16 protein-coding genes are annotated in these 14,462 nt (G+C 38.6%); 7 read left to right on the top strand and 9 right to left on the bottom strand.

The window, feature by feature from the left end:
* Positions 1 to 34: 34 nt before the first annotated feature.
* Positions 35 to 2,746, top strand: coding sequence for an ATP-binding protein (locus tag RF53_RS17945; RefSeq protein WP_039038464.1), 2,712 nt, complete (start codon positions 35 to 37; stop codon positions 2,744 to 2,746).
* Between the two features lie 221 nt (positions 2,747 to 2,967).
* On the top strand, positions 2,968 to 4,107 hold the full coding sequence (locus RF53_RS17940; protein ID WP_039038463.1) for a GNAT family N-acetyltransferase: 1,140 nt from the start codon (positions 2,968 to 2,970) through the stop codon (positions 4,105 to 4,107).
* On the opposite strand, the gene RF53_RS17935 is transcribed toward RF53_RS17940, so the two are convergent.
* Positions 4,084 to 4,674, bottom strand: a complete 591-nt coding sequence (locus RF53_RS17935; protein ID WP_039038462.1) for a DUF938 domain-containing protein — start codon at positions 4,672 to 4,674, stop codon at positions 4,084 to 4,086. The genes RF53_RS17940 and RF53_RS17935 overlap by 24 nt on opposite strands.
* A gap of 196 nt (positions 4,675 to 4,870) precedes the next feature.
* Between RF53_RS17935 and RF53_RS17930 the strand changes: the two genes are divergently transcribed.
* The 5 genes from RF53_RS17930 (at position 4,871) to RF53_RS17910 (ending at position 7,936) form a co-directional block, all read left to right on the top strand.
* On the top strand, positions 4,871 to 5,056 hold the full coding sequence (locus RF53_RS17930; RefSeq protein WP_010558102.1) for a hypothetical protein: 186 nt from the start codon (positions 4,871 to 4,873) through the stop codon (positions 5,054 to 5,056).
* Between the two features lie 94 nt (positions 5,057 to 5,150).
* Positions 5,151 to 5,516 carry a hypothetical protein gene (locus RF53_RS17925; protein ID WP_235420639.1) on the top strand — a complete coding sequence of 122 codons (366 nt, stop codon included), beginning with the start codon at positions 5,151 to 5,153 and terminating at the stop codon, positions 5,514 to 5,516.
* Between the two features lie 11 nt (positions 5,517 to 5,527).
* The gene (locus tag RF53_RS17920) at positions 5,528 to 6,901 is read left to right on the top strand and encodes a class II fumarate hydratase (protein WP_039038460.1); all 1,374 of its coding nucleotides are present in this window, start codon (positions 5,528 to 5,530) and stop codon (positions 6,899 to 6,901) included.
* A 113-nt stretch (positions 6,902 to 7,014) separates the two neighbouring features.
* On the top strand, positions 7,015 to 7,521 hold the full coding sequence (locus RF53_RS17915) for a hypothetical protein (protein ID WP_010558104.1): 507 nt from the start codon (positions 7,015 to 7,017) through the stop codon (positions 7,519 to 7,521).
* Between the two features lie 10 nt (positions 7,522 to 7,531).
* Positions 7,532 to 7,936 (top strand): hypothetical protein, encoded by a 405-nt coding sequence (locus tag RF53_RS17910; RefSeq protein WP_006793824.1) that lies wholly within the window; start codon positions 7,532 to 7,534, stop codon positions 7,934 to 7,936.
* A gap of 29 nt (positions 7,937 to 7,965) precedes the next feature.
* Here the strand turns inward: RF53_RS17910 and RF53_RS17905 are convergent, their stop codons facing one another.
* From RF53_RS17905 to RF53_RS17870, 8 genes are all read right to left on the bottom strand, one after another.
* Positions 7,966 to 8,154, bottom strand: a complete 189-nt coding sequence (locus RF53_RS17905) for a hypothetical protein (protein WP_006793823.1) — start codon at positions 8,152 to 8,154, stop codon at positions 7,966 to 7,968.
* A gap of 189 nt (positions 8,155 to 8,343) precedes the next feature.
* A complete protein-coding gene (locus tag RF53_RS17900) occupies positions 8,344 to 8,664 on the bottom strand; it encodes a hypothetical protein (RefSeq protein ID WP_006793821.1) in 321 nt (106 codons plus the stop codon).
* The gene (locus RF53_RS17895) at positions 8,661 to 9,299 is read right to left on the bottom strand and encodes a DUF4178 domain-containing protein (protein ID WP_006793820.1); all 639 of its coding nucleotides are present in this window, start codon (positions 9,297 to 9,299) and stop codon (positions 8,661 to 8,663) included. Before RF53_RS17895 ends, RF53_RS17900 begins: the two co-directional genes overlap by 4 nt.
* 73 nt (positions 9,300 to 9,372) lie before the next feature.
* On the bottom strand, positions 9,373 to 10,065 hold the full coding sequence (locus tag RF53_RS17890; RefSeq protein WP_006793819.1) for a PspA/IM30 family protein: 693 nt from the start codon (positions 10,063 to 10,065) through the stop codon (positions 9,373 to 9,375).
* Positions 10,066 to 10,089: 24 nt separating this feature from the next.
* Positions 10,090 to 10,503, bottom strand: coding sequence for a YjfI family protein (locus RF53_RS17885; protein WP_006793818.1), 414 nt, complete (start codon positions 10,501 to 10,503; stop codon positions 10,090 to 10,092).
* Positions 10,504 to 10,583: 80 nt separating this feature from the next.
* Positions 10,584 to 12,305, bottom strand: a complete 1,722-nt coding sequence (locus RF53_RS17880) for a polyamine aminopropyltransferase (protein WP_039038459.1) — start codon at positions 12,303 to 12,305, stop codon at positions 10,584 to 10,586.
* 3 nt (positions 12,306 to 12,308) lie between these two features.
* Complete coding sequence (locus RF53_RS17875) at positions 12,309 to 13,208, bottom strand: DUF350 domain-containing protein (protein WP_039038458.1); 900 nt, start codon at positions 13,206 to 13,208, stop codon at positions 12,309 to 12,311.
* Between the two features lie 25 nt (positions 13,209 to 13,233).
* Entirely contained in the window at positions 13,234 to 14,166 is a 933-nt protein-coding gene (locus RF53_RS17870; protein WP_006793815.1) for a CHAD domain-containing protein, read from the bottom strand.
* Positions 14,167 to 14,462 lie beyond the last annotated feature (296 nt).

Here is a 14,462-nt window from a genome sequence, read left to right as displayed (position 1 = left end):
TTCTTAAACAGAAACATAGATATATGGATATTATGTGAAAATATTCGCCTCAACCTCTCAATCAATTATTTTCTACATATTATTCGCCCTCGCTTATTACTTACTGGGCGTTGGACTTACTGCGTTTGCATTTAACTCGCAAATAGTCCCTATCTGGCTACCGGCAGGTATTGCTTTAGTTGGTTGTTATATATGGTGGTGGCGTTTTATACCGCCTTTATTTGCAGCAGCAATTGCATTTAACTTAAATATATTCGATAACTCAGCTCATGAAATAATGCTGGTCGGCAATACGTTTACTCAGGCCATTTACATTGCCCTTGGCGTTATTATCCAAGCTATGGTCGGTGCCGCAATATTAAGGTATTGGTTGGGAAATCCGCTTTATTTTCGTAAACGAAAATACATTGCTTATTTTATTGCTGTAGTTGCTGTTTTAGTAAGCTTACTATCATCAAATATTGGTGTATTTGCGTTAAGTAACTTTAACCCACTTTATAGTATTGAGGACCATTGGCTTCATGTTATTTATTGGTGGTTAGGAGATATATTAGGGGTACTTATTGCCTCACCTTTTTTATTGTCGCTACTGCCCAAAGCACCTGGACAACGCAAAGTCTTAGCCTTTGAAACCATTGCAGTTTGCTCTATTTTATTTATATCTGTGGCGCTTACAGCACAAATTTACGAACGCGAAAACAGCAAAAATACAATTAAAATTGCAGAGCGAGAAGTTGAAGTTATTGAAAACAGTTTATACAGGTATATAAATCAAAGTATTATCGCCGTGCAAAGCTTAGCAAGCCAAGTACAATCATCACCTGAGTTTAATGAGCAAGACTTTTACGCTTCAGCAAATAAACTACTTGAAAAGCATTCATTTATTAAAGCATTGTCTTGGAATGTACAAATAACACAAGCGCAGCGCCAAACACTCAGTAATACAATGTCAACAATTTATCGGCAAAATATAAACATTGTTGGTGATCCTCTCGAAGATGATGACCCTCTAGTGGTTGTTAAATATATAGCTCCTTTAGAAAGTAACCAAAAGGCGGTTGGCTTTAATGTATATTCAAACCCAGATCGAAAAGCATCTTTGCAAAATCCAGCTATCAAATATTTACCTATCAGCACTAAAATCATTCAATTAGTCCAAACAAAAACACCAACACCCGCCTATCTACTATTTGCGCCTGTTTATGGTCAAAATGAAAATATAAAGGGTTATGCCACCGGTGTATTTTTGGCCCATAAAATTATTGAACAAGCTATTACACAGCAGCAATCTGAAATGTTTTCTATTGATGTGTTTGAATTTGACAACGAACCCGCCTTTTACAGTAACGACTCTCAAAACTTTGAGCAAGCAACCCAAAGCCAGTTAATGTCATTCAATATTAACTTTGGAGGGCAGCAATGGGTAATAAAATTAGCACTTAAAGAAAACTACATTTCACAACAAAACATTGAAATGTCTTTATTTTTACTTATGCTACAAACCGCTGTGTGTTTACTTATTATTGTAGTGTTAATGCTATTTAACCAGCAGCAACTAGCGCTTAGCCGCCAAGTTGCAGAACGAACAAGCTCATTGGTAAAAGCCAAAAAACAGTCTGACTTAGCCAATAGCGCTAAAAGCCAATTTTTAGCCAATATGAGTCACGAAATACGCACCCCATTAAATGCCATTATTGGCCTATCGTCACTTGCGAAAAAAGATGATGATGCTCAAAAGCTGTTCAGCTACATTAAAAAAATTTACTCCTCTTCAAACAGTCTATTAAACCTAATTAACGACGTTCTTGATATTTCAAAAATAGAGTCACAACATTTAATACTAGAGTCCATTGCGTTTGATCCAAAAGCACTTGTAACGCGCATTGACACAATGTTTGAGCAAAGTGCGAAAAATAAAAACATTGAATGGATTCTCAAATGTAACTTACCTGTAGATACCTGGTTTTTAGGCGATGCAATGCGCATAGAACAAATACTACTTAATTTATGTAGTAATGCGATTAAATTTACTAACGAAGGAAGCGTTACGCTCGATATAGATACAGAGTTTGTGTCTGCCAATAAGGTAAAACTAAGCATTGCAGTATCAGATACTGGCATAGGTATTGAAAAACACCAACACAACACCTTATTTAACGCATTTACCCAAGCTGACAGTTCAACCTCTCGAAAATTTGGTGGCACTGGCCTTGGTTTAACAATAGCTAAAGAATTATGTTTGCTAATGGGGGGAACACTTAATTTAAAAAGCGAGCTGGGTGAAGGGTCAACCTTTACGTTTGCCGTTAACTTAACAACAACAGAGCCAGATATAGAGCCAGAAGCCATATCAAAAGATATTGATATTACGTCTTTAAATATTTTGGTCGCAGAAGACAATCCTGTGAATCAAATGGTAATAAAAGCGATGTTGGGATCTTTAGGTATCATTCCTCACTTGGTTGAAAATGGTGAAGAAGCTGTAAATATAATCAAAGAACAACATTTTGATTTAGTATTAATGGATTGCCAAATGCCTGTTATGGATGGCTATAAAGCAACAGAATTAGTTCGAGCGTTTAAATCGCAACACACATTACCCATCATTGCGCTAACAGCTGATGCCATGCCAGAAGATAAAATTAAAGCTAAAAAAGCAGGCTTTAACGAACATTTAGCAAAACCCATAGAACTTGCAAAACTGACCGAGTGCTTGAGTCAGTTTGTAAAAACAGTTACTAAATAGCGCCCAAAAAATTGTTACCATCACGCTACGTGACTGAGTTATTATGTTCTCGCGTGGCGTTTAATCACACAATTAGCCTAATCGCATCGTAAAACACCGCTTTAATACGTGAGTATTAAAAGCTCTGAAAAAATAAATTGAAGCTTAGAAGTAAAATAAGTGCCAATAAAATTACAAATTAGAGCCACAATTAAGCACTCAATATTTACAAGGTCGGCATCATGAAAAGCTTTTCTCATCGATGGTTTAAAAATATTAATGAAATAGACCAAGCGCAATGGCATGCTTTTTTTGGTGATGAACCTTTTACTCAACATGCCTTTTTATACGCCTTAGAGCAAAGCCAATGTGTAACACAGCAAAGTGGCTGGCAGCCCTATCATTTAGCTGTATATGAAGGGAGTAACTTAATAGCGCTTGCACCTGGTTATGTAAAAAGCCATTCTTATGGTGAGTATGTATTTGACTGGGCATGGGCTGAAGCATACGAAAAAAATGGTTTGCATTACTATCCCAAATGGCTATCAGGCGTGCCATTTAGCCCAATTGAAGGTAAACGTATTGCCATTCATCACACAAACCACAACGACGTATACAACTATATTACAGAGCAGCTCTGCACACACAGCATTGAGCAAGGATGGTCTGGCTGGCATATAAACTTTTGCGATCAAACACAAGCAACATTACTCACTGAGCAGCACGCGATGCTCAGAGAGGGCGTTCAATTTCAATGGTTTAATAAAGGGTTTGATACTTTTGACGACTTTTTATCAACGCTAAACTCGCGTAAACGTAGATCGCTAAAAAAAGAACGCGCTAAAATAATACACCAAAATATTACTATTGAATGGCTAAAGGGTTCAGATGTCACACCTGAAATAATGCAGCTGTTTTGCGAATTTTATCAGCGCACCTATTTAAAACGTTCAGGGCATTTAGGCTATCTAAACAGTGAATTTTTTACCCTTTTGCATGCACTTATGGCATCGCAGCTGGTTATTATGCTTGCCAAAAAAGACGGTCAAGTCATCGCTGCAACACTCAGTTTAATTGGTGAAAACACACTTTACGGCAGGTACTGGGGGGCAAGCGAAAATATTGACGCACTTCACTTTGAGCTATGTTATTACCAAGGGATAGAATTTGCTATTAAACATAAACTCGACTGCTTTCATTCAGGTGCACAAGGGGAGCATAAAATAGCGAGGGGGTTTGAACCCGTTACTACTTTTTCAGCCCACCATATTGTTAACAATGACTTTAGCAGTGCAATTGAAGATTACCTGTCTCGAGAACGCCAGCATATTGCACTTTACAAAGCACAGTGCACATCGTTATTGCCGTTTAAAAACGAGTAACTGGTTATTAGCAGGCATAGCATGATCGCTCATAAGCGAAAGCCCTGCTTGCTTGGCCAATAATAAAACAGCTTCAAAGTCTCTTATACCACTTAAAGGATCTCGCTCAGTTAAAAAGGCGCAAAACTCTTGATTACTTTGGCTAGTGTATTCACCTTTGTACTTAAAAGGACCATAAATACACACAATCCCCTCATCATTTAAGTGACGTTTAACCCCGTCAAAAAAACGTTCAACTAATAACCAACTTACAATATGAAATGTATTCGCAGTATATATAGCATCTACTTTTTCGATAGGCCATGGCTGGTTTAAATCAAGCTCAATAGGGGCATGTAAATTAGCTAAATTCACTTCACTATGCCATAGCCTAATACCTTCATGATTAATGACACGATCACTTGTATGCCATTGTAGATAAGGTAATTTTTCAGCAAAAAACACACTGTGCTGACCTGTTCCAGAACCAACTTCTAATACTGTTTTAACGTTTTTTAACGCGCTATTTAAATGCTCTAAAATTGGCCCTTTATTGTTTTCACATGCTTGTGAAAATGGCTTTGTCATTGCGTGCACCAAAATTGTGGATGTTTGCACAATAGTAAAGCAAATTTGCAATATGTTGTCGTGACTAATTATGATTTATTTATTAAGTTAAATATAATCATGCAGTTAGATATAGCTGGCTTGATTGGTATGTATTATGCAGCAACATAATTGACCCATTTAAGGGTTAATTAACTAATCACAAAAGGATAAAATTATGCATATGCCTCCCTATACCGCTGTTGATGCAGCAGTAGCTATAACCGAAAAAAGTACCGATGATCACAGTGAAACCCTTGATATGAGAGCAACAGTAATTGATTTACTTTCTCATCCAAAACATAATCAAAAGGCGATCACTAAACATGAAACAGACCAGATATTTATTCTCGGATATAATTAAAATACACGCTGTAAATAATTTTTATAATAACTATTTACACTGAAACCGATTAAATGTAATGATAACTATTATCATTAGTTGAGTCGGTTTTTTTATGTCTTCAAATCACGCCTTAAATAACTATCAACATACTCTTGCATTTAATTGCAAAAGGCCAGGTCTGCATGCCCCAATGCTTGTCGCTCATTATATAGACGCAGCCCTCAACGTAGCTAAAAACTTTGAACAACTTGATAACCCGCTACTTCAGGAGTATTACCTTAGACGCACACATCATGAAATTATAAATAAAATGTGCGATCCTCTTACTCATAATGCAATTCGCAAACAATGCCTACACCAGCTACACAAACCATTACTTGCATTAAAGCGTTTCTACATAAGCCATAATAGTCGTGCTAAATTTTTATTACTTCAGCATGAAGCTCGTATTCTTAGTCACGAATTCAACCCTTTTTAAGGAGCACATTAATGAGTAACTTTAGAACAGAATCAGACAGTATGGGCGAATTAAAAGTACCTGTTAACGCTTTATATCAAGCACAAACACAGCGCGCTATTAATAACTTTGCTATTAGCGCCCTCACTATGCCAGCACAATTTATAAAGGCACTGGCATATATAAAACAAGCTGCAGCACAAAGTAACTGTGAGCTAGGGCTTATAAATAAAACCAAGGCAACTGCAATAGAGCGTGCTTGCCAAGCGATTATTGATGGTAAGCATCATGACCAGTTTCCTGTTGATGTGTTTCAAACCGGTTCAGGAACTAGTTCTAATATGAACGCCAATGAAGTAATAGCAACACTTGCCAGTACTCAACAGGAGCTTATACATCCTAATGATGATGTAAACATGGGCCAAAGCTCAAACGATGTAGTCCCTACGGCTATTGCACTAAGTAGTGCCCTAGCCGTTAAACAAGCATTACTGCCAGCTCTTGAAAACCTTTCGCAACACTTAGAAAATAAAAAGAGCGAGGTAGGCGCTATTGTTAAAACAGGTCGCACTCACTTAATGGACGCGATGCCTGTTACATTCGAGCAAACCCTTAATGCATGGCAATCGCAAGTAAACAACGCGGCCTCAGGCATTCGCCATAGCTTAGAGCCAGTGTGTGAGCTTGCTCAAGGTGGTACAGCTGTTGGTACCGGTATTAATGCCGACCCAAAGTTTGCAGACTTATTTTGCACTAACCTAACTAAAAACGTGGGGATACGGTTTTCGCCAAGCAAAAACTTTTTTTATAATATTGGTTCACAAGATGCCATTGTTGCACTGTCTGGGCAATTAAAAGTACTCGCTGTAGCACAAATGAAAATAGCGAACGACTTACGCTGGATGAACTCAGGCCCTCTTGCAGGTTTAGGCGAAATAGAACTTGAAGCCCTACAACCTGGCTCATCTATTATGCCGGGTAAAGTAAACCCAGTCATACCAGAAGCCGCTGCGATGGTTAGCGCACAAGTGATTGGTAACGACGCTACAATTACCGTTGCTGGTCAATCTGGTAACTTTGAACTAAATGTTATGCTGCCCGTTATTGCCTATAATATTTTGCAAAGCATTGAGCTACTAACAAACAGTGCCCAAGCTTTAGCAGAAAAAGCCATAGCCACATTTATCGTAAATCAAGCTAACATTGACCGCGCTCTTGCCAAAAACCCTATTTTAGTGACTGCACTTAATCCGGTGATCGGTTACGAAAAAGCAGCCAAAATAGCCAAGCAAGCCTATAAAGAAGCCCGTCCTATTATTGATGTTGCCGAACAAGAAACTGACTTACCACGTGAAGAGCTCGAAAAACTGCTCAACCCGACTAAGCTCACACAAGGTGGCTTGTAGTTTTTAAAAAGCCTTAAATACGGCTTTAATTACTTGATTATAGAGTTTTTATTGCCGTAAAAAATGCACCGTGTATGATAGTGATGAATTATTCATCACTATCAAGGTACCTTATGCGCCCTGTATTATTAGCTCTTGTTTTACCCCTTTGTTTAAGTGCGTGTTTAGATAAAACACCAGCAGAAAAAGAATCAGTAACCACTGCTGAAGTAATAAAACCACAACAACAAACACTAAAAGAAACCACTCAAACAAAAAGTGATGTTGAGGAACTTTCAAACTCAAGTGTTAAAGCGGTATCGGTTGAAGATATTACGACAGCTAAAACCCAATTAAACACGCTTATTGCTGACACCAGCTGCGATACAAGTATGCAATGTAAAGTTATTGCAGTAGGTAGTCGCGCCTGTGGTGGCCCTAGTAGCTTTGAAGTTTATTCAACTAAAACAGCAAAAGACGAGCAAGTAAAAACACTGAGCAAAACAATCACCGAGCTTGAAAGTAATTTTAATGCGCAAAAAGGAATGATGAGTATTTGCCAGCATTTAACAACACCAAGCACTCAGTGTGTTGAAAATAAATGTGTTAAACTTGAAGGCTCAGCGGTAAGTGTATTTTAAGGATAACAATATGAGTGGTTTGACATTGACAGTTAAATTATCAATTTTTAGTGTTGCTGCTAGCATTTTTTTACTCAGCGGTTGCTCAACAACAGCATCTGTAAATAGCGATCAAGGGCAGAGCTTGTCGGCTTTAAATAGCCAACTTGCCAATATTGTTGATAACAATGGCTGTACAGCAAGCTTTCAGTGTAAGGTACTTGAAGTAGGGGCGCGAGCATGTGGCGGGCCGAGCAAATATGCTGTTTATTCAACGCTAAATACCCCTCAAGAGCAAGCAGAAAGCATTGCAAAGCAAATCACCGAACAAGAAAAAAATCAAAATGAGCAACAATCACTAACCGATTGCTTACCGGTTATTGAAGTACAATCGCTGTGCATTAACCAGCAATGCCAATCAATAGATATTAAGTAATAAATAAAGTATTAAGTGCTATTTCAGCGTTATTGACTTAAGTACGGAATAAGCGCTGAAATAACCACGACTAACAGCACACATATCCCTGCTTTTAGTATGTATTTCATTGGCATAGTTTTTAGTACCCAGTATGCATATATAAAACGCACAAAATAACTTGCTGCAGTACCAAATAAAGCAAAAATAATTAGGTAAGTAATCAGTATAATATTCAAAGCAGTACTTCTTTATAGTTGTTACCTTTAGTGTAAGGGCTTAATACAAAGAACGCAAAAGCACTGCTTTTCAATTTATTAGCTTTTGATAAATGATTTAAAAGTACATTGAAGTACCCATCCATTTAATCTTATTATTTAGCTAAAATAACTACTTAACATACTTTTATAAGCCAGGATTTAGGTCAACTACTTAGCTTTTTTAGTATGCGCAATTAAAAGCTCTGCTACTTGTTGCTTTACCGCGCGCTTATCTTCGCTTGGTACATCAAAGCGGCTCGCTAGTTGCGCTATCTCATCATCATTCAAATTGAACGATAAGCGCTGTCGAGTCTTTTTAGACTTAACATCTAAGCCAAGTATTTTCCGGATCATATCGGATGGCGTGAGCTCTTGGTCAATTGCTTGCTTTTTTATTTGCTTTTGAACATCGCTACTCAAATCAAATGCCATTTGTGTTGCACGTACAGCTTGCTCTTGGCGCAACCACTTATCTTTAGCATCACTCACTTCGCGTCTCCAGGAAATAAATCCACTATATCGGTAATTGGACGCGTAAGTGTTAATGACACTTCGGTTTCGCCGCCATCCCAAATTTCAATATTTAGACTATGCCCTTCATCAGGCGATTCTAAACATATCATTTCACAAGGCTCGCCACCGTCTTGCTCATAGCGAGGTAGGCTTTGACCACGAAAGTCTTTATTATGAAAATAACAAACAAACGGCGATTCAGTTTGTTGGTAACTTTTAGCCAAAAACTGCATAAAACGCTCAGGAGTATTTTTAACTGCAATATGCGTTAACGACTCTTCATCAAAAATACGAGCAAATTCATCTAATGTGAAAATATCGTCTACTTCATCTCGTTGAACTTTTATCGAAAAATTAGCCCACTGCTCGCCGTCTTCTTGTGCTATTTGTAAAAACACAACTTGACCACTGTTTGTCTCAAGCACAAACTCAGTATCACTACTGTGCTGATATTGATAAGTTTGCACATCAATAACACGCAATGTTTGCCCTTTTAACCACGACGGATAAGCAAACGAATCTATAACGGTAAACATGTCACCCTTTTTAAGCTCACTTGCATGGTTAAGCTGACGTTCTGGCTCTTTTTTAGATTTGAAAAAATTAAACATAATAAAGCATCCCTTAAGCAAAAAAGGTAACTAAGCGACGCTTAATTACCTTTTATTATAAATGTACGAACTATTAGCCGTTTTGCTTGGCTTTAATGCGCGCTAAAATATCGGCACTTTTTGGACTTGTATCGCCAATGCCTGCTTCAGCCATTTTCGCTTTTAAATCGTCGCCATTAACTTCTGACTCAAGCTCTTTTGCAGCACCTAACTGATCGCTACGGTCTTGTTGACGCTGTTTAATACGCTCTAGTGATTGTCGAGCTGAGGTCATCGAAGAGCTATTCGTATTAAGCGTGCTGTTAACAGCCATTGTCGCTTGCTGTACGCTTTCTGTGGTTTTAACCATCGTAAGTTGACGTTGATTTTCTTTAATCGACTTTTCAGCGTCTTTAACTTGCTGCTTAAGCGTTACAATGTGGTTGCTAAAACCTGCTAATACTTGCTCGTTTTCAGCTTTTTCAGCTTCAAAGTCACCAATTTTTTCTGCAATTTCTAATGCTAAGGCTTCGTTACCTTTTTCAAGTGCTTGGCCTGCATACGCTTCGTGTTCAGCAATTGATGCATCTACAGCGCTAATTTTTCGCTTAGTTTGCATTTCTTTAGCCATTACTTCGGTCAGGCTTTTTTTAGCACGGTGAAGTGCATTTTGTGCATCAGCGATTTCTTGTTCAAAAATACGGATACCATTTGCATCTACAATTGCTTCGCCCGCTTCACGAGCGCCACCACGTACTGCTGTAAATAATTTTTTTAAAATACTCATAATCTTAACTCCACTAACTAGTTACTAATCGTTTAAATACAAGGTCACGGCTTCTAGTGCATCAATAGCGTTGTCAGCTAATGTCACTAGTTCGTGGGTAACATCATCTAATGATGAGTTTACCGACAGTGCACCAAAAATCGCGTATTTATTATCGATTTTAGCAAATGCACTTAGTGGAATTGGCACGTTTAAACGTAACAATGTTTCGTTTAACTCGTTGCGTAATTCACTTTTCACTTCGTCTTCGCCAAACAAGTAGCTAATACATAACAACTGCTCTTGAGTTTGCGTAACAAAAATTGGAAGTTCATCATTTCCATCAACAATGACTTGTAAAACATCTTGCTCACCTGGATTGGCAATCAAGAAAGACTCAAAGTTAGCGCCTTCAGTTTCAAAAGAGGCTAATTTTATTGAAAGTTCGTTTAATTCCATGTCTCTGCCTTTGTGTTGTTTGACATATTATGTCTGAGTTAAGATTCGCACGGTAGACATATTATGTCAACCATCTTTTGTTAGTTTTTATACAATTCACTCTCTATTTGCCATGCTGAACGGTAATAATCATAAAGCTGCCCAGAACCTAACCTATTGACCTCAATATCATTTATTTGTTCAAAATACTGATTAGGGAATACAAAACTTGCTAGTAAATATTTTTTACTTATCCATCGTGACGATACCGGCATTTCGCCTATATTATTTATTCGTGCACTGGCTGGTTGACCCATTTTGGTAGCAATTGTCCACCCCCACTGACCAAACGATGGAATATTTTGTTGGTATTGCTCCACGTAATCAAACCCGGCAGCCTTAACAGTTTTAGCTATACTCAGAAACGCCTTTTTTGCATGATATGGCGACGTTGATTGCACAGCCATAGCCCCATCAGGAGCAAGTAATTGACGTACATGATTATAAAAATAATCGCTGTATAACTTATTTAGGTCAGGATGATTCGGATCAGGTAAATCAATAATAACAGTGTCAAACTGTTTGTTTTGATCGAGTAACTTCTCAACCTCTAAAAAAGCATCACCCACGATTATGTTAGCTTTGGGGTCTTTCATTGAGTCGTTGTTGAGGTTTATTAATCGCTGCGTGATGGCTTTGGGCGGGGTAAACTTATCGTCTTCGTGGCCAAATAGGTTAAGTAACTGTCCATCTAAATCAATTAAAGTGACTTCGTTTACCGACCATTTTAGTACATCCCTTAATGCTAAACCGTCACCCCCGCCAATAATTAGCACCTTATCATGGCGGTTAGAGGCAAGCATAGCCGGATAAACTAGCATTGAATGATATATTTGTTCATCAACACTTGAGAACTGTAGGCGGCCATTTAAGTATAGGTCGGTAATAGGTTGCGGTTGATTTTTGCTAAGTCGTTCTGTTAATACAACATGCTGATATTTAGTCGCCTGAGAATAAATAACTTTATCTTTATATAAGACGTTGCTTAGGCTATTCATCCAACTGCTGCCGAGCACTAAAATAAAGCCAAACAGCACAAGTAGTAAAATATGGCAAACCAACAATGCTTTAGCAAAGCGAACATGGGCATGGTAGCGCCATAAAAAAGCAAGCCCTGCAATAATATTAAATAAAGCGGTCCATGCAGCAGCTTGCATGATAGGCATAGCCAACATTATGCTTACCCAAATTGCTGCGCCAATACCTGCCCCAATGTAGTCTGCACCATAAATAGTTCCTGCATTGTTTTCTAAAAACCGCCCGTACACATGTTGGCGAATACGCGCTATAAGCGGTATTTCCATACCAATAAACAGTCCTAATACTAAGCCAAATACATAAGGTAAAAAGCGTGACCATTCTTGTAACTTTTGAAATACATAGCCATTAAGTACAACGTCAGGTGGCAGGTTAAAAATGCTCGAGAACAAATGAGGAAGCGAATAACTAACTGCAATCACACTTGCTATGGCCAAAATACAGCCCATGCCAATCAAAGCTATAATGCTTTCTAGCCAAGCAAATGCGGTGAACGCATCTTTAAACCAACGCGCTAAAAAAGCCCCTAGCCCCATAGCTACTATCATGGTGCCAATCATGGCGTAAATAGCACTTTCTACAGAGCCTAATACTCGACCGGCATAGTGAGAGAGTAGGTACTCATAAATAAGGCCGCACCCAGCGAGCACAGCCATAACAGTGATAAGTAATATATCGTGCCCAAGTAAGCGAGACTTACTTGGGCTTTGAGTTGTTGATGACACGAATTATGCGCCTAATAATGTTGCCATTGTGATGCCTACGGCAAACGATACAGCGGCAGAAATAGCTGCTACACCCACATTTTTTTGACGATTAACTTCATCAGAAATATCACAACCCGATAAAATTATTTTAATGGTCACTAAGTGTAAAATAATAAACGCAACTAGGCTCACTACTGCACTAACAGCCCAATATAATAGGCTAGCATTAATATTATCTGCAGCATACGGTGCAACACCTGTTGCCGCTGTGATTGCTAATGCACTACCCACTAAATAACCAGCGTAACGAATACCAACAGCTAAGTTATCATCAATAATAGCTTGTTGAAGACAGTCACCATTTTTATTTGTGCGTTTAAATAACATAACTCGGTACTGGCTCACAAATAACAGCACGATGCTACCAATAACAAAGGCAGCAATGACAATCGGTAAACCATGCCATCCCTCTGTAGCTACCCATAGCAGTGCTGAACGAATGACAATTGCCACACTCACTACATGGCCAAAATCAATTATTGAAGCAGTCACATTACCTTTAACAATTTCATTGTGTAGGCTCACTTTACGCAGTGCAACTTTGTCTTGAAAAAAGTGACCAAGCTTAATTAACACAATGGCAAGCGCACCATAGCCAAGCATTTGCAGTGCTTCTTGCTGAAGCGTTGCAGCAAATGCACCACTGCTTACACCGGTTAATACGATAGCCAGCGCAACCAAACCAGCGGCAAAACTAATACCAAAGGCAAAATTATCACGCTCTGTTATTTCGTCATTGGCATGTAAATTTGAAACCCAGCCTTTTATATATTTAAGGCTAACAAATAGCAGCACAATTATTGCAAAGTCTATCGCTAAAGCTTGCAGCGACCACGTAGTTATTCCATTAAATTCATACATATTATTCTAACTCCAACTTTATTCTTTACTTACCACGGCTCACGCCACGAGAGGTTCTGCTTCCACTGTCACGAACTGAACCAGAGCTATTGCTATAGCTACTTGAACGTGAGTAACTGCTGCGACTCTTAGGCGGTGTATAGCTACTTCGACTTAACCCTGATGCACCAGTCTTTTTACTCGCATACGGGCTTGTGAACTGCTTACCTTGGCGTTGATATGTTTGACGTGTACGTGTCTCTAGCGCGCTTTGTGTTTTAATTTGTTTAGGGCTTGAGTAGCGATAACGACCATAATCGTTGTAATAGCTGTACTTACGGCGTTTACTCCAGCTTCCGTATTCAACCCTGTCAAATACATCCCCTAAAATACGGTACATGCCGTACCATTGCCAAAAGCTGATGCCACTGCTATTTGTTTGCCAGTTACCGTAGTTGGGGTTACCCACCATCTGGTTACCTACCCCTTCACCCTCGGCTTGTTGGCTAATAGCACCAACGCGAGCTAGGGATCCTTTTGACATATCAGCAAGCATATTGATTGGATCAGTTAAAGCGTCAGAGAACAGTGAAGGTTTTGCAGCTTCACGTAAAAGATCGATGCTGTGCAACGTATCTTCGTAAGGGGGGATTAAGTAAGTACTTTTAGTCTCTTTAAGTCGCTGTAATAAACCACTATAAAGTGCACCTTGGCGCGAAGCATCTAAAGTAATTACATCAACAACATTTGAAAGCTCTGGCTGTTGTTTTTTTAAAAGCGCACCATACTCTTTAAGTAACACAGCATTGCGTATACTGCCATTATCTAGCGCACTACCTAGCTGTGATAGCTCAGCATCCGCTTTTTTTATAGACTCTTGAATTGTTTGTTGTAGCTGCTCTTCTTTAGATTGACAACCCATAAGCACCGTAAACAAACAAAACAGGCTTATAAGTTTCCAAACTTTACTATTCGACATTCATGTCACCTGATTTACTAAATTAACACAGTTAGTCTTACACAGGTCACTTAGTAAGCCAAGAATGAAATTGCAACAAAATGAGAAGAGATGTAAAGAATAAAGTAGATCACAAAACTCAGTAGTCAAAGGTAAAAAGTTTATGATCTAGACACGGGATAGAATTGACTTAACCTTACGTTGGTTGGCATTTTTGATGGAGATGATATTAGTTTAGTTCTTTATTATATCCAAGAAAGTAAAACCCATCACACTGCTATAACAGGTCTCTATTATTTGAGCCTGTTAATGTCATG

It is taken from the genome of Pseudoalteromonas sp. ECSMB14103 (genome assembly GCF_000813065.1).
Classification (GTDB): domain Bacteria; phylum Pseudomonadota; class Gammaproteobacteria; order Enterobacterales; family Alteromonadaceae; genus Pseudoalteromonas; species Pseudoalteromonas marina.
Note: the sequence above shows the minus strand (reverse complement) of the source record. Positions and strands in the feature narration are given on the sequence as shown.

Excerpts from the sequence above, each read along its gene's own strand:
- RF53_RS17940 (WP_039038463.1), top strand. The coding sequence starts at position 2,968 with ATGAAAAGCTTTTCTCATCGATGGTTTAAAAATATTAATGAAATAGAC.
- RF53_RS17935 (WP_039038462.1), bottom strand. The coding sequence starts at position 4,674 with ATGACAAAGCCATTTTCACAAGCATGTGAAAACAATAAAGGGCCAATT.
- RF53_RS17930 (WP_010558102.1), top strand. The coding sequence starts at position 4,871 with ATGCATATGCCTCCCTATACCGCTGTTGATGCAGCAGTAGCTATAACC.
- RF53_RS17925 (WP_235420639.1), top strand. The coding sequence starts at position 5,151 with ATGTCTTCAAATCACGCCTTAAATAACTATCAACATACTCTTGCATTT.
- RF53_RS17920 (WP_039038460.1), top strand. The coding sequence starts at position 5,528 with ATGAGTAACTTTAGAACAGAATCAGACAGTATGGGCGAATTAAAAGTA.
- RF53_RS17915 (WP_010558104.1), top strand. The coding sequence starts at position 7,015 with ATGCGCCCTGTATTATTAGCTCTTGTTTTACCCCTTTGTTTAAGTGCG.
- RF53_RS17910 (WP_006793824.1), top strand. The coding sequence starts at position 7,532 with ATGAGTGGTTTGACATTGACAGTTAAATTATCAATTTTTAGTGTTGCT.
- RF53_RS17895 (WP_006793820.1), bottom strand. The coding sequence starts at position 9,299 with ATGTTTAATTTTTTCAAATCTAAAAAAGAGCCAGAACGTCAGCTTAAC.
- RF53_RS17890 (WP_006793819.1), bottom strand. The coding sequence starts at position 10,065 with ATGAGTATTTTAAAAAAATTATTTACAGCAGTACGTGGTGGCGCTCGT.
- RF53_RS17885 (WP_006793818.1), bottom strand. The coding sequence starts at position 10,503 with ATGGAATTAAACGAACTTTCAATAAAATTAGCCTCTTTTGAAACTGAA.
- RF53_RS17875 (WP_039038458.1), bottom strand. The coding sequence starts at position 13,208 with ATGTATGAATTTAATGGAATAACTACGTGGTCGCTGCAAGCTTTAGCG.
- RF53_RS17870 (WP_006793815.1), bottom strand. The coding sequence starts at position 14,166 with ATGTCGAATAGTAAAGTTTGGAAACTTATAAGCCTGTTTTGTTTGTTT.